The sequence below is a fragment of the Cellulomonas alba genome (assembly GCF_030362835.1).
GTDB classification, from domain to species: domain Bacteria; phylum Actinomycetota; class Actinomycetes; order Actinomycetales; family Cellulomonadaceae; genus Cellulomonas; species Cellulomonas alba.
This window is the reverse complement of record NZ_JAUCGQ010000001.1, coordinates 1,509,093-1,532,993: the sequence shown is the minus strand read 5'-3', so window position 1 is coordinate 1,532,993 and position 23,901 is coordinate 1,509,093. Positions and strand designations below refer to the sequence as shown.

Sequence of the window (23,901 nt, the reverse complement as noted above, 5' to 3'; positions counted from 1 at the left end):
CACCGGCACGCGCATCGTCGCGCGGCCCACCACCCGCGAAAGGCCCGCACATGTCCTCACCACACCGACGGACGGCGAGGGCGGCGCTGTCGCTCCTCGGCGCCGCGTCGCTCCTGGCTGTCGCCGGGGTCACGTCCGCGCAGGCGGCGACACCGTCGCTGATCCAGGCGCTGCCGTCGAACGTCAAGCTCGCAGCCCCGCTGGCGGCGGCGACGAGCGACGACGACTACAAGCAGCGCTTCCTCACGATGTACAACAAGATCCACGACCCGGCGAACGGCTACTTCTCGCCGCAGGGGATCCCGTACCACTCGGTCGAGACGCTCATCGTCGAGGCACCCGACTACGGCCACGAGACCACGTCCGAGGCGTACAGCTACTACGTCTGGCTCGAGGCGCTGTACGGCCAGGTGACGGGCGACTGGTCGACGCTGAACACCGCGTGGAACACGCTCGAGAAGTACATGATCCCGGCCAGCGTGGACCAGCCCACCAACTCGTTCTACGACCCGAGCAAGCCCGCGACGTACGCGTCGGAGTACAACACCCCCGACAAGTACCCGTCGCAGCTCAACAGCGGCGTGTCGGTCGGCAAGGACCCGCTCGCGGCCGAGCTGAAGTCGACGTACGGCACGTCGGACATCTACGCCATGCACTGGCTCGCGGACGTCGACAACAAGTACGGCTTCGGCGCGACGCCGGGCACGGGCTGCGAGCTCGGCCCGTCGGCGACCGGCACGTCGTTCATCAACACGTTCCAGCGCGGCCCGCAGGAGTCGGTGTGGGAGACCGTGCCGCAGCCCTCGTGCGACGAGTTCAAGTACGGCGGCAAGAACGGCTACCTCGACCTGTTCACGGGTGACTCGTCGTACGCCAAGCAGTGGAAGTACACGGATGCGCCCGACGCCGACGCGCGCGCGATCGAGGCCGTCTACTGGGCGAACCAGTGGGCCACCGCGCAGGGCAAGCAGGCCGACATCGCCGGCACCGTGGCCAAGGCCGCGAAGCTCGGCGACTACCTGCGGTACTCGTTCTACGACAAGTACTTCAAGCAGCCCGGCTGCACGTCGCAGTCGTGCCCCGCGGGCAGCGGCAAGGACAGCTCGAACTACCTGCTGTCCTGGTACTACGCGTGGGGCGGCGCGCTCGACACGAGCGCCGGCTGGGCCTGGCGCATCGGCTCGTCGACGTCGCACTTCGGCTACCAGAACCCGCTCGCGGCGTACGCGTTGTCGACCGACCCGTCGCTGACGCCGAAGTCCCCGACCGCCAAGACCGACTGGGCGACGTCACTGACGCGCCAGCTCGAGTTCTACACGTGGCTGCAGTCGTCCGAGGGGGGCATCGCCGGTGGCGCGACGAACAGCTGGGACGGCTCGTACTCGGCGCCGCCCTCGGGCACGCCGACCTTCTACGGCCTCTCGTACGTCGAGGCGCCGGTCTACCACGACCCGCCGTCGAACCAGTGGTTCGGCATGCAGGCGTGGAGCATGCAGCGCGTGGCGGAGCTCTACAACACGTCGGGCAACGCGCAGGCGAAGGCCGTGCTCGACAAGTGGGTCCCGTGGGTGGTCGCCAACATCAAGATCAACGGCACCGACTGGCAGATCCCGTCCGACCTCACGTGGAGCGGCGCGCCCGAGACGTGGAACCCCACGTCGCCCAAGGCGAACACCAACCTGCACGTGACGGTCAAGAGCTACGGCCAGGACGTGGGTGTCGCGGGTGACACGGCCCGTGCGCTCCTGTTCTACGCGGCCAAGGCGAAGGACACGACGGTCCAGGCGAAGGCGAAGGCGCTGCTCGACGCCATCTGGGCCTCGGACCAGGACACCAAGGGCGTGTCGACGACCGAGACCCGCACCGACTACGGGCGGTTCGACGACGTCTACAGCGGCGCCGGCTCCGACGGCACGTACATCCCGTCCGGCTGGACCGGCACGATGCCGAACGGCGACGCCATCAAGCCGGGCGTCTCCTTCCTGGACATCCGCTCGTTCTACAAGAACGACCCGGCGTTCTCGAAGGTCGACACCTACCTGAAGGGCGGCGCCGCGCCGACCTTCAACTACCACCGGTTCTGGGCGCAGACGGCCATCGCGGCCGCGCTTGCGGACTACGCACGCCTGTTCGGCACCACGACGACGACCGACACCACCGCGCCGACCACGCCGACCGGCCTGCAGGCCGGGACGGTCACGTCGAACTCGGTGGCGCTCAGCTGGACGGCGTCGACCGACGCCGACTCCGGCGTCGCCGGCTACGACGTCTACCGGGGTACGACGAAGGTCGGCTCGCCGACCACCACGTCGTTCACCGACACCGGGCTGACGGCCTCGACGGCGTACAGCTACACGGTGCGGGCGCGCGACGTGGCGGGCAACGTCTCGTCGGCCTCGTCGGCGCTGTCGGTGACGACGAAGGCGGCGTCCGGCGACACGACGGCTCCCTCGGTGCCGACGGGTCTCAAGGCCGGCACGGTCGGCCAGGACAGCGTGTCGATCAGCTGGACGGCGTCGACCGACGAGACCGGCGGCTCGGGCCTCGCGGGCTACGACGTCTACCGCGGCACGACGAAGGTCGGCTCGACGACCACCACGTCGTTCACGGACACGGGCCTCAACCCCTCGACGGCGTACTCGTACACCGTCCGGGCCCGTGACGTGGCGGGCAACGTCTCGGCGGCGTCGTCGGCGCTCTCGGTGACGACGTCCGGCCCGACGCAGGACACCACCGCGCCCTCCGTCCCCTCGGGCCTGACGGCCACGACGGTCACCGACACCTCGGTGACGCTGACGTGGACCGGCTCGACGGACACGGGCGGCTCGGGCCTCGCGGGCTACGACGTGTACCGCGGCAGCGCCAAGGTCGGCTCGACCGGTGCGGCGGCGACCACGTACACCGACTCGGGCCTCACGGCCTCGACGGCGTACCAGTACACGGTCCGCGCCAAGGACGTCGCCGGGAACGTCTCGGCCGCCTCCTCGGCGCTGTCCGTCACGACCAAGGCGGGCTCCTCCACGGGCGCGTGCAAGGTCACGTACGGCCACAGCGACTGGAACACGGGCTTCACCGCGCAGCTGCACCTCACCAACACGGGGACGTCGGCGATCAACGGGTGGACGCTCAAGTTCTCGTTCGCGGGCAACCAGCAGGTGACGCAGGGCTGGAGCGCGACGTGGTCGCAGTCCGGCTCCGCGGTGACGGCGACGGCGATGGACTGGAACAAGTCGATCCCGGTCGGTGGCAGCACCGACATCGGCTTCAACGGGTCGTACTCCGGCTCGAACGCGACGCCGACGTCGTTCACGCTCAACGGCGCGACCTGCACCGTGGGCTGACGCCGCTGACGCACGAGGGCCGGTCCCGGGTTCGCCCGGGGCCGGCTCTCCGTCGTTCGCCGGCGGCCTCTCGCTGCCCCGCCCGTCAGTCGCGCTCGACGAGGTACGGCCGCCCGTCCGGTCCGACGACGCGCTCGAACCCGCCGCGCAGCTCGGCGTCGCGCGCGCGGTCCTCGGCCGTCACGACGACCGGCCGCGCGGTGCGCTCGACCGACGGCGGTCCGACGAAGCGCAGGAAGAAGAGCGTGACCTTCTCGTTGAACGCGTCGTACGCGTCGACCAGTCGCATGATGAGGCCCCTATTCGTGAGGGCACTCATCATAGGCTCGTCGGATCTACCATCGACCCATGCGCGAGACCGTGCCCGAGACGCTCGACCCGCTCGCCGTCGAGGCGCAGCTGTGCCTGGCCGTCGCGGCCGCCGCCCGCGCACTCGTCGGCTTCTACCGTCCGCTGCTCGAGCCGCTCGGGCTGACGCATCCGCAGTACATGGCGATGCTCGCGCTCTGGCAGCACGGCGACCTCGCGCTCAAGGACCTCGCGCGGCTGCTGCACCTCGAGCCGCCCACCACCTCGCCGATCGTCAAGCGGCTCGAGGCGATGGGTCTCGTGACTCGCCGGCGGAGCGCGGCCGACGAGCGACTCCTCGCGATCAGCCTGACGGACGCGGGCCGGGCGATGCGCGAGCACGCCGTCGGCATCCCCGCCGCGATGGTCGAGGGCCTCGGCCTGACGTTCGACGAGGTGGAGCGCATCCGCGGGGCGGTGGACGTGCTGGTCGACGCGACGACGCGCGCGACCGACGCCGTGCGCGCCCTGCCTCCCGCCCCGGCGGGCGGCGCCTGAGGCCCGGGCCCCTCGCCCGACCCATCGGTCGCTGCCCGCGCGGGCCAGGTCTACTTTCGGTCGTGGTCGGCCGAAGCAGCCCGGCCGACGACGGGGGGCCGCAACGACCCCTCGGTTCCTCATTCGAGAGGTGCCGGATGCCCCAGTCCCCGATGTTGCTCTCCCGCCGCCGGCGGTTCGCCGCCGTGCTCGCCGCCGCCACCGTGATCGCCGCCCCGGCGCTCGGGGTCGGCCTCACCGCCACGTCCGCGGCCTCAGCCACGAACACCGAGGTCCGGCCGTTCGAGCCGGGCGAGGACGAGGTCGCGCCCGACGTCAGCGCCCCCAGGTCCAACAAGCCGTCCCATGTGCCCGCCAAGGACGTGCCGCGCTTCGCGGGCCTGCCCGTCACGAGCGCCACCGGCGTCAGCACCCGCATCGACGGGCTGACGATGAAGGACCAGCGCACGGCCAACGACGGGAACTCGTTCTCCGTCGAGCCGCCCGACCAGGGGCTCTGCGTCGGCAACGGCCGCGTGATCGAGGCCGTCAACAACGTGTTCGCCATCTACGACGTCACGGGCCAGCGGCTCGCGGCGCCGCAGTCGTTCGCGCCCTTCTGGACCGGCCAGGCGGAGATCGTCCGGCACCCCGACGGGACGGCCACCTACGGGCCGGACGTGACGGACCCCAAGTGCTACTTCGACCCCGCGCTCGGCCGGTTCTTCATGACGGAGCTGCAGCTCGGCACCGAACCGGCGACCGGCGACTTCACGGGCGAGAGCTTCGAGAACATCGCCGTGAGCAAGTCGGGCACGCCGAGCACGTCGTCGGCGGACTGGTACATCTACCGCGTCAACGTGCGAAACGACGGCACGCAGGGCACGCCGTCGCACCCCGGCTGCCCGTGCCTCGGCGACCAGCCGCTCATCGGCGCCGACGCGAACGGCTTCTACGTGTCGACGAACGAGTTCTCGATCGACGGCCCCGAGTTCAACGGCGCGCAGGTCTACGCGTTCGACAAGGCCGCGCTCGCCGCGGGGACGATGAAGGTCCAGCGGATCGAGAGCGCGAGCCCGTCGCTCGCCGAGGGGATCGCGTACAGCGTGCAGCCGGCCACGTCGCCGACCGCCGCCGAGTGGTCCAGCGCCGCGAACGGCACCGAGTTCTTCCTGTCCGCGCTCGAGTTCACCGGCGGCTTCGACAACCGCATCGCGGTCTGGGCGTTGACGAACACGCGCTCGCTCAGCACGGCGAACCCGGACGTGCACCTGACGAGCAAGGTGCTCGCCTCCGAGGTGTACGGCGCGCCGCCGAAGGCGCAGCAGAAGAGCGGGCCGACCCCGCTCGCCGACGCCCTCAAGTTCAAGGAGGAGCTGATCGAGTCGAACGACGACCGGATGAACCAGGTCGTCTACGCGAACGGCGCGCTCTGGTCGGGGCTCAACACGGCGATCAAGACCGCGAACGGCCCGACCACCGCGGGCATCGCGTACTTCGTGGTCGCGCCGAGCGCGAGCAGCGCGACGGGCGTCTCCGGCACCGTCGCGAACCAGGGGTACGTGGCGGCGAACGGTCAGAGCACGATCTTCCCGGCCATCGGGGTGCGACCCGACGGGCGGGCGGTCATGGTGTTCACGCTCACCGGCCGGGACTACTACCCGTCGGCCGCGATCGTGCACCTCTCGAGCGCGGGCGACGTCACGTCGGGCATCCAGGTGGTCGCCGCCGGCGCCAAGCCGGACGACGGCTTCACCGGCTACCCCGCGTACGGCGGCAACGGCGTCGGGCGATGGGGCGACTACTCGGCCGCCGTCGCGGACGCCTCCGGCAAGGTCTGGGTGGCCACGGAGTACATCCCGGGCACGTTCGGGTACCCGGACTTCATCGCCAACTGGGGCACGTCCGTGGCCGGCGTGACGCCCTGACCCGCGCAGGACGACCGAGCCCCCGGCGCCTCCTCGGTGCCGGGGGCTCGGCCCTGTCCCGCCGTGCCGGCGCGCGAGCCCGCGGACAGCACGCCCGCGACGACGATCGCCGAGCCGACGAGCTCGCCCGCCGACGCGTGCTCGCCCAGCAGGACCCATGCCGCGGTGATCCCGACGACGGGCACGAGCATCGAGAACGGCGCGACGCGGCTCGCGGGGTGGCGCCGCATCAGCGCGGTCCACAGGCCGGAGCCGAGCAGGGTCCCGACCAGCACGGTGTAGGCGAGACCCGCGAGCGCCTCGACGCCGGTGCGCGACGTCAGCCCGTGGAACGACCCGGCGATCCGCGCCGGGCTCTCGACGCCGAGCGACACGGCGAGCATCGGGAGCGGCGGCACGACGCTCATCCACAGCACGAGGTGCAGCGGCCGGCCGGCGCCGGCGAGGCGGTTGCCGAGGTTGCCGAAGGCCCAGCCGAGACCGCCCGCCACCGTGAGCAGGAACGGCAGGAGCGCCGCAGACTCCCAGCGCTGCCAGCCGACGACCGCGAGGCCCGCGACCGCGACGAGGATGCCCGCGACCTGGCGCCCGCTGACGCGCTCGCGGAGCAGGACCGCGCCGAGCACCACGGTGAACGGGGCCGACGACTGGAGCACGAGCGACGCGAGCCCCGCGGGCATCCCCGCCGCCATGCCCCAGTAGAGGAAGAGGAACTGCAGGATGCCGAACCCGGTGCCGTAGAGCAGCCACCAGCGGACCGGGACGCCCGGCCACGGGACGAGGAGCAGCGTCGGCACGGCGATGAGCGCGAACCGGAGCGCGACCAGGAACATCGGCGGGAACTGGTCGAGCGACGCGTCGATGGCGACGAAGTTGAGCCCCCAGGCGACGGCCACCGCCACCGCGAGGAGCCGGTCGCGTGGAGTCATGACCCGAGCCTGCGTCGCTGCGGAGCGCGGCACAATCACATATCCGTACAGAACTCTGTAGGTTGCCTACATGGACGTCCGGCATCTCGAGCTCCTGCGGGACCTCGCGCTGCACGGTGGCGTGGTCGCCGTCGCGCAGGCCACGCACCGCACGCCGTCCGCCGTGTCGCAGCAGCTCAAGGTCGCGCAGCGGCAGCTCGGTGCGACGCTCGTCGAGCCGGACGGCCGCGGCCTGCGACTCACCGAGGCGGGCCGGGTGCTCGCGGAGTGCGGCGAGGACGTCGACGTCGCGCTCGCGCGCGTCCAGGCCCGCTGGGACGAGTTCCGGGGCGCGACCGGCGGCACCGTGCGGGTCGCCGCGCTCCCCAGCGCCGCCACCTTCCTGCTCCCGGCCGTCCTGGCCGACCTCGCCGCGGCCGGGATCGACGTGACGATCGACGACGTCGACGTCGCCGAGGACGAGTACGCGGCGCTCGTCAGCACGCACCACCTGGTGATCGCGCACAGCCTCGCGGGGCCGACCCCGGCCGGGGCCGAGGGGCTGCGGACGCGGCTGCTCGCGCGCGAGCCGCTCGACATCGCGATGGCCGCGAGCCACCGGCTGGCGGCGGACGACCATGTGACGCCGTCGCAGCTGGCCGACGAGTCGTGGATCGGCGTCCCGCGGGGGTACCCGTTCGACAGCGTGCTGCGCTCCGTGGCGGCGCACGTGGGCCGGGACCTGCGTGTGGTCCAGCGCGTGCGCGACAACCGGCTGGTGGAGGCGCTGGTGGCGGCCTCCGGCTGCGTCGCGGTGCTGCCGCGGTTCACGACGCGCGCCGACGGCGACGTGGTGCTGCGGCCGCTGCGGCACGTGCCGGCGGTGCGGTTCGTGGTGGCCGTGATGCGGCCCGACCGCGCCGAGCGGCTCGTGGTGCTGCGGGTCGTGGACGCGCTGCGCCGGGCGGGCGTGGCGGCGGCCGCGCGGTAGCGCGGCGGCTCAGGCCGCAGCGGCTGCGCCGGGAAGGGGCGGTCAGTCGCTGGGCGTCCAGTGCAGCCCGGGCCAGTGCGCCCACTCCTCGAAGTGCCGCACGCGGCCGTCCCCCGCGAACCGGAGGATCCACAGGTCGCGGAACTCCTGGTGGCGCTCGTCCTCGTAGTGGACCTCGACGCGCACCACGGCGGTGTCGCCCTCCGCCGCGACCGGCTCCGCCGTCATGGTGAACGGCGTGGGGTCCGGCCAGAACTCCCGCACCGCGTCGATCCCCGTGAGCCCGTCGTCGTACGCCGAGCGCAGGTAGCGCACGTCGGGCGTGAAGAGCTCGTCGAGCGCCGCGCCCGCGTCCTGCGCGCGCCACGCGTCCTCGTACCTCGCGACCCAGGCCATGACGTCCATCCCCCGAGCGTGCCCCCGACCACCGACACGCGCCCGGCCGCCGCGACGGGCCGCCAGGCGCCGGTGCGCTCATCGGCGCGCCCCGAGATGCCGATGAAACCGATGTTCACGCCTGCGGCGAACACGGCCATATCAGCGCGAGCCCCGCAGTTAGCATCGAACAACGCCGCCTCGTCGACGCCTCTCGCTCGGTCCCCGAGCGGGGAGAACCGGCGAGCACGCCGCTCGTGAGGAGTGCACATGTTCGAGAGATTCACGGACCGAGCCCGCCGGGTCGTCGTCCTCGCCCAGGAAGAGGCGAGGATGCTCAACCACAACTACATCGGCACCGAGCACATCCTCCTGGGCCTGATCCACGAGGGCGAGGGTGTCGCGGCCAAGGCGCTGGAGTCGCTCGGCATCTCCCTGGAGGCCGTGCGGGCGCAGGTGCAGGAGATCATCGGCGAGGGCCAGCAGGCTCCGTCGGGGCACATCCCGTTCACGCCGCGCGCCAAGAAGGTGCTCGAGCTGTCGCTGCGCGAGGCGCTGCAGCTGGGTCACAACTACATCGGCACCGAGCACATCCTGCTCGGCCTCATCCGCGAGGGTGAGGGCGTCGCCGCGCAGGTGCTCAACAAGCTGGGCGCCGACCTCAACCGTGTGCGCCAGCAGGTCATCCAGCTCGTCTCCGGCTACCAGGGCAAGGAGCCGGTCGCGGCCGGCGGCCCGCAGGAGGGCCAGCCCTCGGGCTCGGCCGTGCTCGACCAGTTCGGGCGCAACCTCACGCAGGCCGCGCGCGACAACAAGCTCGACCCGGTCATCGGGCGCGAGAAGGAGATCGAGCGGGTCATGCAGGTGCTGTCCCGCCGCACCAAGAACAACCCGGTGCTGATCGGCGAGCCCGGCGTCGGCAAGACGGCGGTCGTCGAGGGCCTCGCGCAGGACATCGTGCGAGGCGACGTGCCGGAGACGCTCAAGGACAAGCAGCTCTACACGCTCGACCTCGGCGCGCTGGTCGCGGGCAGCCGCTACCGCGGTGACTTCGAGGAGCGCCTGAAGAAGGTGCTCAAGGAGATCCGCACGCGCGGCGACATCATCCTGTTCATCGACGAGATCCACACGCTCGTGGGTGCGGGTGCCGCGGAGGGCGCGATCGACGCCGCCAGCATCCTCAAGCCGATGCTGGCCCGCGGCGAGCTGCAGACGATCGGCGCGACGACGCTCGACGAGTACCGCAAGTACGTCGAGAAGGACCCGGCCCTCGAGCGCCGCTTCCAGCCGATCCAGGTCGCGGAGCCGAACCTCCAGCACGCGATCGAGATCCTCAAGGGCCTGCGCGACCGCTACGAGGCGCACCACCGCGTCTCGATCACGGACGGGGCGCTCGTCGCCGCCGCCACGCTGGCCGACCGGTACGTCAACGACCGGTACCTGCCGGACAAGGCGATCGACCTGGTCGACGAGGCGGGCGCGCGCCTGCGCATCCGCCGCATGACGGCTCCGCCGGAGCTGCGCGAGCTGGACGAGGAGATCGCCACGACGCGCCGCGACAAGGAGTCGGCGATCGACGAGCAGGACTTCGAGAAGGCCGCGCGCCTGCGCGACGCCGAGAAGCAGCTCGGCCTGCGCCGCCAGGAGAAGGAGAAGGCCTGGAAGAACGGCGACCTCGACGCCGTCGCGGAGGTCGACGAGGAGCTCATCGCCGAGGTGCTGGCGAACGCCACGGGCATCCCGGTGTTCAAGCTCACCGAGGAGGAGTCGAGCCGCCTGCTCCACATGGAGGAGAACCTGCACAAGCGGGTCGTCGGCCAGGACGCCGCCATCAAGGCGCTGTCGCAGGCCATCCGCCGCACGCGGGCGGGCCTCAAGGACCCGAAGCGTCCCGGTGGGTCGTTCATCTTCGCGGGCCCCACGGGCGTCGGGAAGACGGAGCTCGCCAAGGCGCTCGCGGAGTTCCTGTTCGGTGACGAGGACGCGCTGATCCAGCTCGACATGTCCGAGTTCTCGGAGAAGCACACGGTCTCGCGGCTGTTCGGCTCGCCCCCCGGCTACGTCGGGTACGACGAGGGCGGTCAGCTCACCGAGAAGGTGCGCCGTCGTCCGTTCTCGGTCGTCCTGTTCGACGAGGTCGAGAAGGCGCACGCGGACATCTTCAACTCGCTGCTCCAGATCCTCGAGGACGGTCGCCTGACCGACTCGCAGGGCCGCGTCGTCGACTTCAAGAACACCGTCATCATCATGACGACGAACCTCGGCACGCGGGACATCGCCAAGGGCGTCATGACCGGCTTCCAGGCCGGCGGTGACCTGTCGACGTCCTACGAGCGGATGAAGGCGAAGGTCGGGGACGAGCTCAAGCAGCACTTCCGGCCCGAGTTCCTGAACCGTGTCGACGACGTCGTGGTCTTCCCGCAGCTGTCGCAGCCGGAGATCTTCGCGATCGTCGACCTGATGATCGCCAAGCTCGACGCGCGCCTGAAGGACAAGGACATGGGCATCGAGGTCACCGACGCGGCCAAGAAGCTGCTGTCGGAGAAGGGCTACGACCCGGTCCTCGGCGCCCGGCCGCTGCGCCGCGCGATCCAGCGGGACATCGAGGACGCGCTGTCCGAGAAGATCCTGTTCGGCGAGCTCAAGGGCGGCCAGCTGGTGATCGTCGACGCCGAGGGCGAGGGGCTCCTGGGCGAGTTCCTGTTCCGCGGCGTGCCGATCGGCGACCGCGGCAAGCACGCGAAGGAGCCGGTCCCGGTCGGCGCGAGCGTCGGGACGCCCGGCTCGGGCACCGACGTCCCGCCGGCGCCGAGCGTCTCCGGCCGCGGCGACGGCGGCACGGGCACGCAGCCGCTCGCCGGCTGACGACCCGCCGCACGACGACGAGCCCCGTCCCCTTCCGAGGGGGCGGGGCTCCGTCGTGCCCGGCGCGGGCTCAGGACGTGGCCAGCACCGACCACCAGTCGTTCTGATCGCGGCCCGCGAAGCCGGTGACCTCGTTCTGGCCCGGCGCGACCGGGTGCTGGTGCGAGTGCAGCGCCGCGCCGGACGCCGCGTGCACGAGCCGCACCCGCGCACCTGCGGTCCAGGTGCCGCCGCCGTCCACCTCGATGCGCCACGTCGCGTCGTCGTCGGTCGGCACCGCGTCGGTGTCGACGCGCTGCTGGCCCGTGACGGGCGATCGGGTCCCCGCGCGGCTCGTCAGCCACCGGCCCGTCGCGACGTGGCGGAGCTTCACGGCGTCGCCGGACGCGAGCGGTGCCGGGGCTCCGCCGCCCGACGTCACCGACGCCGGCACGCCGGCGACCGAGGGCAGCGCCGGGCCGTCGTCGCCACCCGCCGCGACGAGGTGCCACAGCTCGTCGAGGTCCGCCGAGCCGGACGTCATCACGCGGTTCGCGTCGGCCACGCCCGCGTACTGCGACGTGTCCGCGCGGAGCACGAGCCCGGTCCAGGCGTGTGCGAGCCGGACGCCGCTGTCGCTCGTCACCGTGGTGCCGCGTGCCGCGGGGGAGCTCGTCAGCACGCGCGGCGGCCGGCCGTCGTAGTCCTCGACGAAGAACCCGCGCCAGCGCGGCCCGTTGGACGCCAGCCAGCCCGCGTCGTGCGACCGGGACGTCAGGCGGACCTCCTCGCCCGGTGAGTTGTTGTCGTAGACGAGCACGGTGAGCGTGCCGTCGGCGCCGCGCTCGTAGCCGTAGGCGACGACCTGGTGGTTGTCGCCGATGCGGTCGAGCCGGCGGGCGACGACGAGCCCGAGCGGCACCGGAGTGCCGGCGTCGACGGCCTCGACGACGCGGGGGAACTGGTCCTCCTTCGTCCACCGCGTCACGCCGCGGACCACGCCGGCGCCGTCGTCCGGAGCGAGCGTCCACGTGACGAAGTGCGTCGCCGAGACCGTGAGGAACGAGTCGTAGAGGCGCTTGCGGATGGTGTCGGCGAGCCAGTGCCCGTCGGGCGGCACGCGTGACGGCGCCCAGAGGCCGTCGCCCCATCGCGGCACGGGAGCGTGCGCGTGCCAGTAGTCGAGGGCGGCGTACGCCATGCCGCCGCAGCGGCCCGCGGTCTGGATCTTCCTGCCCCCGGGCAGCGTCGCGAACGTGTCGACGAACGCGTTGGGGAACGCGAACCCGTGCGTCGCGGGGTCGAACGGAGCGGTCTTCACCGGCACGGCTGCCTCCTTGCGGCGTCGCCGCGGCGGCGGCGCCCACCACTGAAGGATCGACCCGATGCGGCCCGGATACGAGGGTGGTGGGGAACGGGTGCGCGACCGGCGCGGAGAGGTCAGCGCACGCCGAGGTCGCGCAGAGCCGCGCCGACCGCGTCGCGCAGCTCGTGCGACTCGCCCAGGTCACCGACGACGTCGGTCAGCGCGAGGAACCGGTCGGCGAGGCCGTCGACGGGTCCCGCGGCTGCGGCGGCGAGCGCGTCGGCGCGCGGGTCGTCGAGCGTCACGGCGCGGCCGTCGAGCACGAGGCCGTCGCACGCGACCGTGCGCACGTACGCGATCCACGCGGCGAGCGTGGCGGCCGCGGCGTGGGGCACGGCGCCGGCAGCGAGACGGTCGCGCACCGTGCCGAGGAGCCGCTGCGGCAGCTTGGCCGAGCCGTCGGACGCGACCTGCCTCGTGGTGTGCCCCGTCGCCGGGTTGGCCATGCGGTCGAGCACCTGGTCACGGTAGGCGCGCAGGTCCACGCCGGGCGGCGGGTCAAGGGTCGGCAGCACGTCCTCGTCGACCAGCGCGCGCGCCGCGGCGAGCAGGTCCGGGTCCGCGACGGCGTCGGCGATGGTCGGCAGACCGCGCAGCGCGCCCCGGTACGCGAGCGTCGAGTGCACGGCGTTGAGGATCCGCAGCTTCGCCCGCTCGAACGGCGCCACGTCGGCGACGAGCGTCGCGCCGGCGAGCTCCCACGGTGGCCGCGGGCCGGCGAACGCGTCCTCGACGACCCACTGCGTGAACGGCTCGGCCACCACGAGCCCCGCGTCGCGCAGGCCGAGCAGGGCCTCCGCCTCGGTGTGGTGCGCCGGGGTCGTCGCGGGCACGATCCGGTCGACCATCGTCGCCGGGAACCGCACCGAGGTGTCCACCCAGGCGCGCAGGTCGTCGTCGCGCGCGTGCTCGAGCGCCTGGGCGACGAGGGCCGCGAGCACGGGGCCGTTGCCGGCGAGGTTGTCGCAGCTGACGACCGTCAGCGGCCCCGCGTCGGCGCGGCGGCGTGCCGCGAGGCCGCGGAGCAGCAGGCCGACGGCGGTGCGCGCCGGCGGGCCGTCGGGGCCGGGGACGAGCCGTGGCGTCGGCCGTGTCGGCGTCGTGCTCGGGAGTCCGGTCGCCGTCCGGGCCCCCGCGTCGAGCGCCGCAAGGTCCGCGGCCACGTCGGGGTCCGAGACGTCGAGCCCGCCGTCGGGTGCGATCCGGTACCCCTTCTCCGTCACCGTGAGCGTGACGACGTGCGTGGCCGGCGCGGCGATGGAGGCCACGACGCGCCCGGTCTCGTCGCCCGGGTACGCGACGCCGGTGTGCACGCCGACCACCCGGAGCGACGACGCCCGCGCGCCCTTCGTCAGCAGGCCATACAGCCCGTCCTGCGGCACGAGCTGGTCCACGACGCCGCGGGACCGCTGCGTCACGCCGAGCACGCCCCACCGGTCGTCGCCGGACGCGGCCATCGCGTCCTGCGTCAGCACGGCCTGGTGGGCGCGGTGGAACGCGCCGATGCCCAGGTGGACGACGCCCGTGCGCAGCGCGCGCGGGTCGAACGGCGGCGCGCCGACGCCCGCGCGGATCGCGCCGAGGCGCGCGGCGGACAGGCGCGCCGGCTCGCGGCGACGTGCGTCCGGCGGAGCGCTCACCCGAGGAATCTCGCACGGGGCGACGGGAGGTGGCAAACGGACGGCAATCGCTTGCCAGACGAGCGGGCACGGTGTGAGAGTGGTGGCCTGATGCTCGTGCCGGGGCGTCTGCGGTCGACGGCGACCGCGGTCGTCCCCCAGGAAGGACGGCCGTGACGCCTCCCGCGCTGACGCTCCACCCCGACCGCGCGCTGCCGGCCGACCCGGGCACCCGCGCGGTGGCGCGCGAGATCCTCGCGGCGACCCTCGACCTGCCGATCGTGTCGATGCACGGCCACGTCGACGTCGACGTGCTCGAGCGGGACGAGCCCTTCAGCGACCCCGCCCGCCTGCTCGTCGTCCCCGACCACTACCTCGTGCGGATGCTCGTCTCGCAGGGTGTGCCGCACGCCGCGCTCGGCGTCCCGCGGCTCGACGGCGGCCCGGTCGAGACGGATCCGCGCGCCGTCTGGCGCACGTTCGCGTCGCACTGGCACCTGTTCCGCGGCACGCCGACGCGCTACTGGCTCGAGCACGTGCTCGTCGAGGTGTTCGGCGTCGACGTCCGCCCGTCGGCCGAGACCGCCGACGCCGTGTACGACCGGATCGCCGAGGCGCTCGACCGGCCCGACCACCGGCCGCTCGCGCTGTTCGACCGGTTCGGCATCGAGATCCTCGCGACCACCGACCACGCGACGGCGACGCTCGACGACCACGCGGCCCTCGCCGCGCGCGGCTACCGCGACCGCATCGTGCCGACGTTCCGGCCCGACGCCCTGCTGCGCATCGACCGGCCCGGGTGGTCGGGCGACGTCGCGCTGCTCGAGGAGCGCTCGGGCGTGCCCGTGACGAGCTACCGCGGGTTCGTCGCGGCGCTCGAGCAGCGGCGCGCGGCCTTCCTCGAGCGCGGCGCGCGCGCCACCGACCACGGCCACCTCGGCGCCGACACGACGCCGATGGACGACGCGAGCGCCGAGCGCCTCGTCACCAGCGCCCTGCGCGCCGCCGCGGGCGGACCGCCTGTCGACGCTGCCGACGCGCGCGCGTTCGAGGCGCACATGCTGTTCCAGATGGCCCGGATGTCGAGCGAGGACGGGCTCGTCATGCAGCTGCACCCCGGCGTGCTCCGCGACCACGACCGGACCGCCGCAGCGGTGCTCGGCCCGGACCTCGGCTACGACATCCCGGTCGCGGCGGAGTTCACTCGCGCGCTGCGCCCCGTGCTCGAGGCGTTCGGCCACCACCCGGGCTTCCGGATGGTCGCCTTCACGGTCGACGAGGACACGTACAGCCGCGAGCTCGCGCCCCTCGCGGGCGTCTACCCCGCGCTGCGGCTCGGGGCACCGTGGTGGTTCCTCGACACGCCCGACGGCCTGCGCCGCTACCGCGAGGCCGTCACGGACACCGCAGGGTTCGCCAACACGACCGGCTTCGTCGACGACACGCGCGCGTTCTGCTCGATCCCGGCGCGCCACGACCTGGCGCGGCGCGTGGACGCGGGCTACCTCGCGCGGCTGGTCGTCGAGCACCGGCTCGACCTCGACGAGGCGCTCGACACCGCGGTCGACCTCGCGTACCGCTTCCCGCGCGAGGCCTACGCGCGCCGGGCCGGCTCGGCAACCGGTCCGGGCGCCACGGTCCCCGAGCCCGTCTCCCGGGGCCGGGAGCACGCGTGACGCCGCACCCGGCGCCGCCGGCCGGCGCGGTCGAGGCGCTCGTGCACCACCGGCTCGTGCCCGTCGTCGTGCTCGACGACGCGGCGGACGCACCCGCGCTGGGTGACGCGCTCGTCGCGGGCGGGCTGCCGGTTGCCGAGGTGACGTTCCGGACCCCGGCGGCGCGGACCGCGATCGCGCGCCTTGCCGACCGGGGCGACCTGCTGGTCGGAGCGGGCACCGTGCTGACGCCCGCGCAGGTCGACCAGGCCGTCGCGGCGGGTGCGGCATTCGTCGTCTCGCCCGGCACGAGCGCGGCCGTCATCGAGCGGTGCGGGGAGCACGGCGTGCCCGTCGTGCCCGGCGGAGTGACGCCCACCGAGGTGATGCGTGCCCTCGAGCTCGGCGTCGGGCTGGTGAAGTTCTTCCCCGCTGGCACCTCGGGCGGGGCGCCGGCGGTCGCCGCGCTCGCGTCGGTGTTCGCCGGGGTGCGCTTCGTGCCGACCGGCGGCATCGGTCCGCGCGAGCTCCCCGACTACCTGGCCCTCGCGTGCGTCGCGGCCGTCGCGGGATCGTGGATGGTGCCGCGCGACCGCGTCCGGGCGCGCGACGTCGCCGGTATCGCGACCCTGACGCGCGACGCGGTCGCCGCCGCCGACGCGGTCCGCCCTCGCACCCCGCCCGTCTGACCGTCCGCCGTGCTCGGCCGCTCCGGCAGCCGCAGCACCGCGGAGCCCGTCGCCGGCCGTCGCCGGCCGGACCGCCGCCGAAGGAGACGACGATGACCGACGACCCGACGCTGCCGCTCCGCCCCGCGGACGCATGCCGCTACGACGCGGTGAGCCTCGGCGAGGTGATGCTCCGGCTCGATCCGGGCGAGGGTCGCATCCGGACCGCGCGCTCGTTCGCAGCGTGGGAGGGCGGCGGCGAGTACAACGTGACGCGCGGCCTCGCCCGGACGTTCGGGCTGCGCACCGCGGTCGTGACCGCGCTCGCGGACAACGAGGTCGGACACCTGATCGAGGGTCTCGTGCTCGCCGGCGGCGTGGACACGTCGTACGTCCGGTGGCTCGCGTACGACGGCGTCGGCCGCGCGGTCCGCAACGGGCTGAACTTCACCGAGCGCGGGTTCGGCGTGCGGGGCGCGGTCGGCGTGTCGGACCGCGGCCACTCCGCGGCGTCGCAGCTCGCGGACGTCGACTGGGACCGCCTGTTCGGCGAGGTCGGTGTCCGCTGGTTCCACACGGGCGGCATCTACGCCGCGCTCTCGGACACGGCGGCCGCGACGACGCTGGAGGCGGTCCGCGCCGCACGGCGCCACGGCACCGTCGTCTCGTACGACCTCAACTACCGGCCGTCGCTGTGGCAGGCCGTCGGCGGGCGGTCGCGCGCGCAGGAGGTGAACAGGGCGATCGCACCGCACGTCGACGTCGTGCTCGGCAACGAGGAGGACTTCACGGCCGCGCTCGGCTTCGCGGTCGAGGGCGTCGACGCGGACCTAACGGCACTCGACGCGGGCGCGTTCGCGGCGATGATCGAGCGCGTCGCGGACGCGTACCCGGACCTGCGCGTCATCGCGACGACGCTGCGGTCGGTGCGCTCGGCGACCGTCAACGGCTGGGGCGCGATCGCGTGGTCGCCCGCGACGGGCGTCGTGCGCGCGACCGAGCGCCCGGCACTCGAGATCCTCGACCGCGTGGGCGGCGGCGACTCGTTCGCGTCGGGGCTGGTGTACGGCCTGCTGGAGGGCGCGAGCCTGGCGACCGCGGTCGAGTACGGCGCGGCGCACGGCGCGCTCGCCATGACGACTCCCGGCGACACGAGCATGGCGACGAGGGCCGAGGTGCTCAGGCTCGCCACGGGCGGCGGCGCGCGCGTCGACCGCTGATGCCTGCCGCCGGCACCCGCGTCAGCCCGCCAGCGGTGTCGGGACCACCCCGGCGAGCCACTCGAGCTGGCGGCGCGAGTGGAACGCGTCGCCGCCCTCGTGGTGGTTGAACGGGTACACCTCGATCGCGCGCGGGCCGGCGTACTGGTTGTAGGCCGCGAAGACCGTGGACGGCGGGCACACCGTGTCGCGCAGCCCGACGCCGAACAGGGCGGGCGCGTGCGCGCGTCGCGCGAGCACCACGCCGTCGAGGTAGGAGAGCGTGCGTCGCACGGCGTCGGCCGCGTCGCGGTGCACCGACAGGAACTGCACGATCTCGCCGTACGGGTGCGCGTCGGTGATCGCGAGAGCGCGTTCGACGTGGCACAGGAACGGCACGTGCGGCATGGTCGCCGCGAGGTCGGGCACGAGGCCCGCGACGACGAGCGCCATGCCGCCGCCCTGGCTGTTGCCGGTCGTCACGACGCCGTCGGGGTCGACGTCGTCGAGCGCGCGGACGGCGTCGACGGCGCGCACCGCGTCGGTCGCGAGGCGCCGGTAGTAGGAGGTGTGCGGGTCGAGGATGCCGCGCGTCACGAAGCCCGGTGCCGCGGGCCCGGCGCCGACCGGGTCGGCCGTGTCGCCGCCGTTGCCGTGCTGGGCGCCCTGGCCGCGCGAGTCGACCAGCAGGTGCGCGTACCCCGCGGCGGTCCAGAGCAGGCGCTCGTGCGGCAGTCCCCGGCCGCGGCCGTACCCGACGAGCTCGACCACGACGGGGAGCGCGGTCCCGGCCGTCCCGCGCGGCCGGGAGAACCAGCCACGGACGGGCTGGCCGTCGAAGCCGCGGAACGTCAGGTCCCACGTCTCGACGAGCGCGAGCCCCGTGCTCACGGGCTCGAGCCGCTCGACGGGCGTGTGGGTGCGCGCTTCGTCGAGGGTCTCCGCCCAGAACGCGTCGAGGTCCGCGGGCTCGGCGACGTCGGGCGCATAGCGCTCGAGCTGGTCGAGGGGGAGGTCGAACAACGCCACGGCAGATGCTCCTGGGTCGCGGCGACGGCGACGCCGGTGGGCGTCGTGACCTGAGCTCGCGAGCTTCGACGACGATGTGGGACGCGGAGTGCGCTTCACCCGCACCCTATGGCAAGGCACGTGGCAACCGTTAGCCATCCGTCCGGGGTGGGCGCATCGCCGCGCCAGGCCCCGGCGGCCGACGCGACGCCCGCCGTCCCCGGAGAGGTGGACGGAGGCGGCGGGCGTCGCGGCAGGCCGGGTCGTCGGGCGATCTGTGGTCAGTAGATCGTCCGGCCCCGCGCATCCGGCACACCAGACTTGCGCCGGAAGTAGGTGGTGAGCTGGTCGCGCCACTCGTGCGCGCTGCGGACCTGCTCGGCGAGGCGCTCGGCGACGCGTGCGAACAGCGCGTCGGGCACGCGCCCCTCGACGTCGGTCCACGCCTTGGCGAGCTCCTCGGTGCGCGCAGCACCCGCGAAGTGCGTGTCGTACACGTGCTGGATCACGGTGGTGCCGTCGCGCAGCACATGGCCGTACGGCACATGGTGGAAGAACAGCAGCAGCTCGTCGGGCACGGTCGCGAGGTCCTCGTAGACGTCACGCCACGGCGCGGGGTACTGGCTCGTGTACCCCGTGCCGGTGGCGCGCGTGCGGTCGACCCCGATGCCGTCGCGGTCCGCGAAGTGGTACGTGCCCCACGGCGTGTACTCGTACCCGTCGACGTCCGGCCCGTAGTGGTGGCCCGGCCGGACCATGAAGCCGACGCCGAGCGGCGACGTGTACGCCTCGTACGTGCGCCACGACTCGTCGAGCACGGCGTGCAGCGTCTCGCGGACGACGGGCTCGGTGCCGCCGCCCGGCTCGGGGCCGGGGAACGTCAGCCCGATCCACTCGTCGAGCACCGCGCGGACGTCCGCGGACGGGTCCCACGCGAGGCGCGCGAACGTGTAGAGGTTGGCCTGCGCGAGCGGGTGACCGGTCCAGAACTCGTCGTCGCCGACGTTCGACACGGCGACCAGCCCGGCGGCCGGGAAGGGCCGCGGGTCGGTGCCTCGGCCGGGGAGCCCGGCGGCGATCTCCGCCACGGTGCGCGAGCCCTCGCCGTGGAAGCCGAACGCGAGGATCTCCGACCACTGCGGCCCGAGCCACACCGCGTGCTGCTGCTGGCCCGTGTACTCCTGCGTGACCTGCAGCTCGACCGCGAGACGCGTGCGCGGCATCGCGGCGATCACCGGCGAGACCGGCTCGCGCACCTGGAAGTCCATCGGCCCGTACTTGACCTGCAGCACGACGTTGTCGTCGAACCGGCCGTCGAGCGGAGCGAAGTGGTCGTACGCGGCCCGGGCGCGGTCGGTCGAGCGGTCGCGCCAGTCCTGCGTGTGGTCGTAGACGAACGCACGCCAGAACACGGTGCCGCCGTAGGGCGCCAGCGCACGGGCCAGCAGGTTCGCGCCGTCGGCGTGGTCGCGACCGTACGCGAACGGCCCGGGCCGGCCCTCGGAGTCCGCCTTGACGACGAACCCGCCGAAGTCGGGGACGGCCGCGTAGACGTCCGCGGCGCGCGCCGCCCACCACGCCTGCACCTCGGGGTCGATCGGGTCGGACGACGGCAGCCCCCCGATCGTCATGGGCGCCGCGAAGCTCACCGACAGGTAGACGCGGATGCCGTGCGGGCGGAACACCTCCGCGAGGCGCACGACGTCGCCGAGCCGGTCGGTCAGCAGCCGCGCCTCGGTGCGGTGCACGTTGACGTTGTTGAGGCCGACGGCGTTGATGCCGACCGAGCCGAGCAGTCGGGCGTAGGCGCGCGCGCGAGAGAGGTCGTCACGCAGCTGGCCGGCGTCGTAGAAGATCGAGCCGCCCGAGTAGCCGCGCTCGACCTGGCCCATGACGTCGTGCACGTCGACGTTGTCCCAGTGGTCGAGCATGCGGACGTCCTGCACGGGCAGGTCCCAGAGCAGCTCGTCGGGTCCCTCGAACGCGCGCTCGCCGTGGCGGACGAGCGCGTGCATGCCGTAGAGCAACGCGGCGCCGGGCGCGGCGACGACGACCGCGACGCCGTCCTGGCGGCCGACGGCGAACATCCCGTCCTGCAGCGGCGCGCCGGCGTCGACCGTCAGCGCGCCGCCGAGCAGAGCGCGCAGCACGGGCGCGTACGGCGCGGTCGACGCGTGCGCCTCGCGCGCACTGCCGGAACCGGGCGTCGCGGCGTGCGAGGCGACCGCCAGCACGACGTCGTGGCCGGTCGCCGGGGTGCTGCCATCAGCGACCACGACCGTGCCGCCCCAGCGTGCAGACGCGCGCCGGAGCTCGTCGAGCACGGTCGCCACGACGGGCTCCGCGACGTCGGCGGCGAGCAGCACGCGGCGCGCCCCGAGCGCGCGGAACGCCTCGTCGGGCAGCCACATCGGGTGCACCGAGGCGTCACCAGTCATGGACCGTCCCGTCCTTGAGCCGGTTGAACGGGAGGTATGCCTGCTCGTACGGGAAACGCTCGGCGACGGCGTCGTCGTACGTGACGCCGAGCCCGGGCTCGTCACCGGGGTGCAGGTAGCCGTCCGTGAACGTGAACGACTGCCGGAACACCTCGTCGGTGCGGCTGCCGTGCTGCATGTACTCCTGGATGCCGAAGTTGTGGATCGCCAGGTCGAGGTGCAGCGCGGCAGCCATGCCGACGGGGGAGATGTCGGTCGGCCCGTGGATCCCGGACTTCACCTGGTACTGCGCGGCGAAGTCGAGGATCCGGCGCAGCGCGGTGATGCCGCCCGTGTGCGTCACGGCCGAGCGCACGTAGTCGATGAGCTGCTCGCGGATGAGCGTCTGGTAGTCCCAGACGGTGTTGAACACCTCGCCGATCGCGAGCGGCGTCGTGGTGTGCTGACGCACCAGCCGCAGCGCCTCCTGGTTCTCGGCCGGCGTGCAGTCCTCGAGCCAGAACAGGTCGTACGGCTCGAGCGCCTTGCCGAGCTTGGCGGCCTGGATGGGCGTCATGCGGTGGTGCCCGTCGTGCAGCAGCGGCAGCTCGGGGCCGAACTCGTTCCGCACCGCCTCGAACACCGTCGGGACGTGCCGCAGGTACGCGCGGGTGTCCCAGTCCTCCTCGGCGGGCAGCGGCGCGCGCTGCGCGGGCTCGTAGTCGTAGCGGCTGCCGGTGCTCGTGCGCTGCGCGGCGATGCCGTAGACCTTGTCGATCCCGGGGATGCCCGTCTGCACGCGGATCGAGCGGAAGCCGAGCTCCTGGTGGCGGCGGATCGAGTCGAAGAGCTCCGGCAGGTCGCGGCCGCTCGCATGGCCGTAGGCCATGATCCCGGTCCGGCTCGCGCCGCCGAGGAGCTGGTAGAGCGGCATGCCGGCGAGCTTCGCCTTGATGTCCCACAGCGCCACGTCGACCGCCGCGATGGCCGCCATCGTCACCGGGCCGCGCCGCCAGTACGCCGAGCGGTAGAGGAACTGCCAGGTGTCCTCGATGCGGTGCGCGTCCCGGCCGATGAGCAGCGGGACGACGTGGTCCTTCAGGTAGCTCGCCACCGCGAGCTCGCGCCCGTTGAGCGTCGCGTCGCCGAGGCCCACGACACCGTCGGCGGTCGTGAGGCGGAGCGTGACGAAGTTCCGGTCCGGGCTCGTGACGAGGACCTCGGCGCGGACGATCGCGGTCCCGGTGGAGGTGCCCGACGTGGTGTCGCCGACCGTCTCGGGCGCCCCGGCGCCGGTGGTGAGGTCGGGACTCGTGCCCGACCCGGCGGGCGTGGTCGGCGGGTTCGTGCTCACCAGGCAGGCTCCTCCGCGTGCGGCGTCGTCGCCGGGACGTCTGACGGCTCGACCCTAACCGCCGCGATATGGCGTGGCAATCGTTTGCCGTGAGTTGCCCAGCGTGGTTCGTGACGGGCAGGATGGCGCGGAACCAGCGACGTCCGACCGGAGCGGGAGCGGGGATGCCGGAACGAGCACCGACGCTGCGTGACGTCGCGGAACGCAGCGGCGTCGCGGTCTCCACCGCGTCCCGTGCGCTCACCAGGCCGGGCCGCGTCAACCAGGCGACAGCCGACCGGGTGCTCGCCGCCGCTCGCGACCTCGGCTACTCCGTGAGCCCGGCCGGCCGCGCGCTCTCGTCGGGCCGCACGGGCACCGTGGCTCTGGTCGTCCCCGACATCACGAACCCGTTCTTCTTCGGCATCGTCCGCGGCACGCAGGCGCGCCTGCGCGAGGGCGGGTACGTGCACGTGCTGGTGGACACCGAGGAGTCCGTCGAGGCCGAGGAGCGGACCCTGCGCACGCTGCGCCGATCGGTCGACGGCATGATCCTCGCGGCGTCACGCCTCGACGACGAGAGCCTCGCCGCCTGGTCGCGCGAGGTCCCGATCGTGACGATCAACCGCTCGTTCCCGGGCCTCGACTGCCCGAGCGTCACGATCGACACGCCCGGCGGCGCGGTCCAGGGGCTCGAGCACCTCGCCTCGCTCGGCCACACGCGCGTCGCTTACGCCGGCGGTCCCCGCACGTCGTGGTCCGACGGGCGCCGGCGCTCGGCGCTCGCGGAAGCCTCCCCACGGCTCGGGGTCGAGGTCGTGGGGCTTGGTCCCTACGCCCCGCAGCGCGAGGCGGGAGCCGCGGCGGCGGACGCGGCCGTGGCGTCGGGAGCCACCGGCATCCTCGCGTTCAACGACCTGCTGGCGTTCGGCATCCTCGAGCGGCTCGCGTCGCGCGGCGTCGACGTCCCCGGCGACGTCAGCGTGGTCGGCTGCGACGACGTGTTCGGCGCGGACCTCGTCCGCCCCTCGCTGACGACGGTCGCCGCGCCGCTCGAGAAGGCCGGCCACCACGCAGCGGAGCTGCTCCTCGCGGCCCTCGACCCGGTGCACCCGCGGGCCGGAGCGCCGGTCGAGCTCGGGACGCACCTGGTGGTGCGGGACTCGTCGGGGCCGGCGCCGCGGTGATCGCCGGGCCTGAGTGCCGGGGCTGAGTGCCGGGGCTGAGTGCGGGGCCTGAGTGCCGGGCCTGATCGCGGGGCCTGAGTGCCTGGCCCGAGTGCCGGGCCTGAGCGCCGCGGCTGAGTGCCGTGCCCGAGTGCCGCGCCTCCTGCAGCCTTGCTCGAGGTATTGCCGGCCGAGGCGCCGAGAATGGCGCGCACCCGCTCGCGAACATGTTCAGACGAAATGTGTCGAAAGTGCGGC

Annotated in this window: 16 protein-coding genes; 8 read left to right on the top strand and 8 right to left on the bottom strand. The window is 73.5% G+C overall.

Features of this window, described 5'->3' with window-relative positions:
* Nucleotides 1–50: 50 nt before the first annotated feature.
* Nucleotides 51–3,341 (top strand): glycoside hydrolase family 48 protein, encoded by a 3,291-nt coding sequence (locus QRT04_RS06980; protein WP_289454442.1) that lies wholly within the window; start codon nucleotides 51–53, stop codon nucleotides 3,339–3,341.
* 85 nt (nucleotides 3,342–3,426) lie between these two features.
* Here QRT04_RS06980 and QRT04_RS06975 read toward each other — a convergent pair whose 3' ends face one another.
* Nucleotides 3,427–3,660 carry a hypothetical protein gene (locus tag QRT04_RS06975; RefSeq protein WP_289454440.1) on the bottom strand — a complete coding sequence of 78 codons (234 nt, stop codon included), beginning with the start codon at nucleotides 3,658–3,660 and terminating at the stop codon, nucleotides 3,427–3,429.
* Nucleotides 3,661–3,689: 29 nt separating this feature from the next.
* On the opposite strand from QRT04_RS06975, the gene QRT04_RS06970 reads away from it, so the two are divergent.
* A complete protein-coding gene (locus QRT04_RS06970) occupies nucleotides 3,690–4,187 on the top strand; it encodes a MarR family winged helix-turn-helix transcriptional regulator (RefSeq protein WP_289454438.1) in 498 nt (165 codons plus the stop codon).
* A 1,780-nt stretch (nucleotides 4,188–5,967) separates the two neighbouring features.
* On the opposite strand, the gene QRT04_RS06965 is transcribed toward QRT04_RS06970, so the two are convergent.
* On the bottom strand, nucleotides 5,968–7,023 hold the full coding sequence (locus tag QRT04_RS06965; protein WP_289454437.1) for an EamA family transporter: 1,056 nt from the start codon (nucleotides 7,021–7,023) through the stop codon (nucleotides 5,968–5,970).
* A gap of 70 nt (nucleotides 7,024–7,093) precedes the next feature.
* Between QRT04_RS06965 and QRT04_RS06960 the strand changes: the two genes are divergently transcribed.
* Nucleotides 7,094–7,993, top strand: coding sequence for a LysR family transcriptional regulator (locus QRT04_RS06960; RefSeq protein ID WP_289454436.1), 900 nt, complete (start codon nucleotides 7,094–7,096; stop codon nucleotides 7,991–7,993).
* A 42-nt stretch (nucleotides 7,994–8,035) separates the two neighbouring features.
* On the opposite strand, the gene QRT04_RS06955 is transcribed toward QRT04_RS06960, so the two are convergent.
* Entirely contained in the window at nucleotides 8,036–8,398 is a 363-nt protein-coding gene (locus QRT04_RS06955) for a nuclear transport factor 2 family protein (protein WP_289454435.1), read from the bottom strand.
* Between the two features lie 240 nt (nucleotides 8,399–8,638).
* Between QRT04_RS06955 and QRT04_RS06950 the strand changes: the two genes are divergently transcribed.
* Nucleotides 8,639–11,233 carry an ATP-dependent Clp protease ATP-binding subunit gene (locus tag QRT04_RS06950; protein ID WP_289454434.1) on the top strand — a complete coding sequence of 865 codons (2,595 nt, stop codon included), beginning with the start codon at nucleotides 8,639–8,641 and terminating at the stop codon, nucleotides 11,231–11,233.
* Between the two features lie 70 nt (nucleotides 11,234–11,303).
* On the opposite strand, the gene QRT04_RS06945 is transcribed toward QRT04_RS06950, so the two are convergent.
* Both QRT04_RS06945 and QRT04_RS06940 read right to left on the bottom strand, forming a co-directional pair.
* Complete coding sequence (locus tag QRT04_RS06945) at nucleotides 11,304–12,539, bottom strand: hypothetical protein (RefSeq protein WP_289454433.1); 1,236 nt, start codon at nucleotides 12,537–12,539, stop codon at nucleotides 11,304–11,306.
* A gap of 113 nt (nucleotides 12,540–12,652) precedes the next feature.
* Nucleotides 12,653–14,218, bottom strand: a complete 1,566-nt coding sequence (locus QRT04_RS06940) for a mannitol dehydrogenase family protein (RefSeq protein ID WP_289454431.1) — start codon at nucleotides 14,216–14,218, stop codon at nucleotides 12,653–12,655.
* Nucleotides 14,219–14,370: 152 nt separating this feature from the next.
* Here QRT04_RS06940 and uxaC point away from each other — a divergent pair, with 152 nt between their 5' ends.
* The 3 genes from uxaC to QRT04_RS06925 all read left to right on the top strand — a co-directional run bounded on the left by uxaC (nucleotide 14,371) and on the right by QRT04_RS06925 (nucleotide 17,740).
* Complete coding sequence (uxaC, locus tag QRT04_RS06935; RefSeq protein ID WP_289454430.1) at nucleotides 14,371–15,873, top strand: glucuronate isomerase; 1,503 nt, start codon at nucleotides 14,371–14,373, stop codon at nucleotides 15,871–15,873.
* A complete protein-coding gene (eda, locus tag QRT04_RS06930; RefSeq protein WP_289454429.1) occupies nucleotides 15,870–16,541 on the top strand; it encodes a bifunctional 4-hydroxy-2-oxoglutarate aldolase/2-dehydro-3-deoxy-phosphogluconate aldolase in 672 nt (223 codons plus the stop codon). Before uxaC ends, eda begins: the two co-directional genes overlap by 4 nt.
* Before the next feature lie 92 nt (nucleotides 16,542–16,633).
* Nucleotides 16,634–17,740, top strand: a complete 1,107-nt coding sequence (locus tag QRT04_RS06925; protein ID WP_289454428.1) for a sugar kinase — start codon at nucleotides 16,634–16,636, stop codon at nucleotides 17,738–17,740.
* A 21-nt stretch (nucleotides 17,741–17,761) separates the two neighbouring features.
* On the opposite strand, the gene QRT04_RS06920 is transcribed toward QRT04_RS06925, so the two are convergent.
* The 3 genes from QRT04_RS06920 to manD form a co-directional block, all read right to left on the bottom strand.
* Nucleotides 17,762–18,748, bottom strand: coding sequence for an acetylxylan esterase (locus QRT04_RS06920; RefSeq protein ID WP_289454427.1), 987 nt, complete (start codon nucleotides 18,746–18,748; stop codon nucleotides 17,762–17,764).
* Nucleotides 18,749–19,008: 260 nt separating this feature from the next.
* Nucleotides 19,009–21,165: an alpha-glucuronidase gene (locus tag QRT04_RS06915; RefSeq protein ID WP_289454425.1), complete on the bottom strand. Its 2,157-nt coding sequence runs from the start codon at nucleotides 21,163–21,165 to the stop codon at nucleotides 19,009–19,011.
* Complete coding sequence (manD, locus tag QRT04_RS06910) at nucleotides 21,155–22,378, bottom strand: D-mannonate dehydratase ManD (protein WP_289455733.1); 1,224 nt, start codon at nucleotides 22,376–22,378, stop codon at nucleotides 21,155–21,157. The genes QRT04_RS06915 and manD overlap by 11 nt, the downstream gene beginning before the upstream one ends.
* Nucleotides 22,379–22,662: 284 nt before the next feature.
* On the opposite strand from manD, the gene QRT04_RS06905 reads away from it, so the two are divergent.
* On the top strand, nucleotides 22,663–23,664 hold the full coding sequence (locus QRT04_RS06905) for a LacI family DNA-binding transcriptional regulator (protein ID WP_289454424.1): 1,002 nt from the start codon (nucleotides 22,663–22,665) through the stop codon (nucleotides 23,662–23,664).
* Nucleotides 23,665–23,901: the final 237 nt, after the last annotated feature.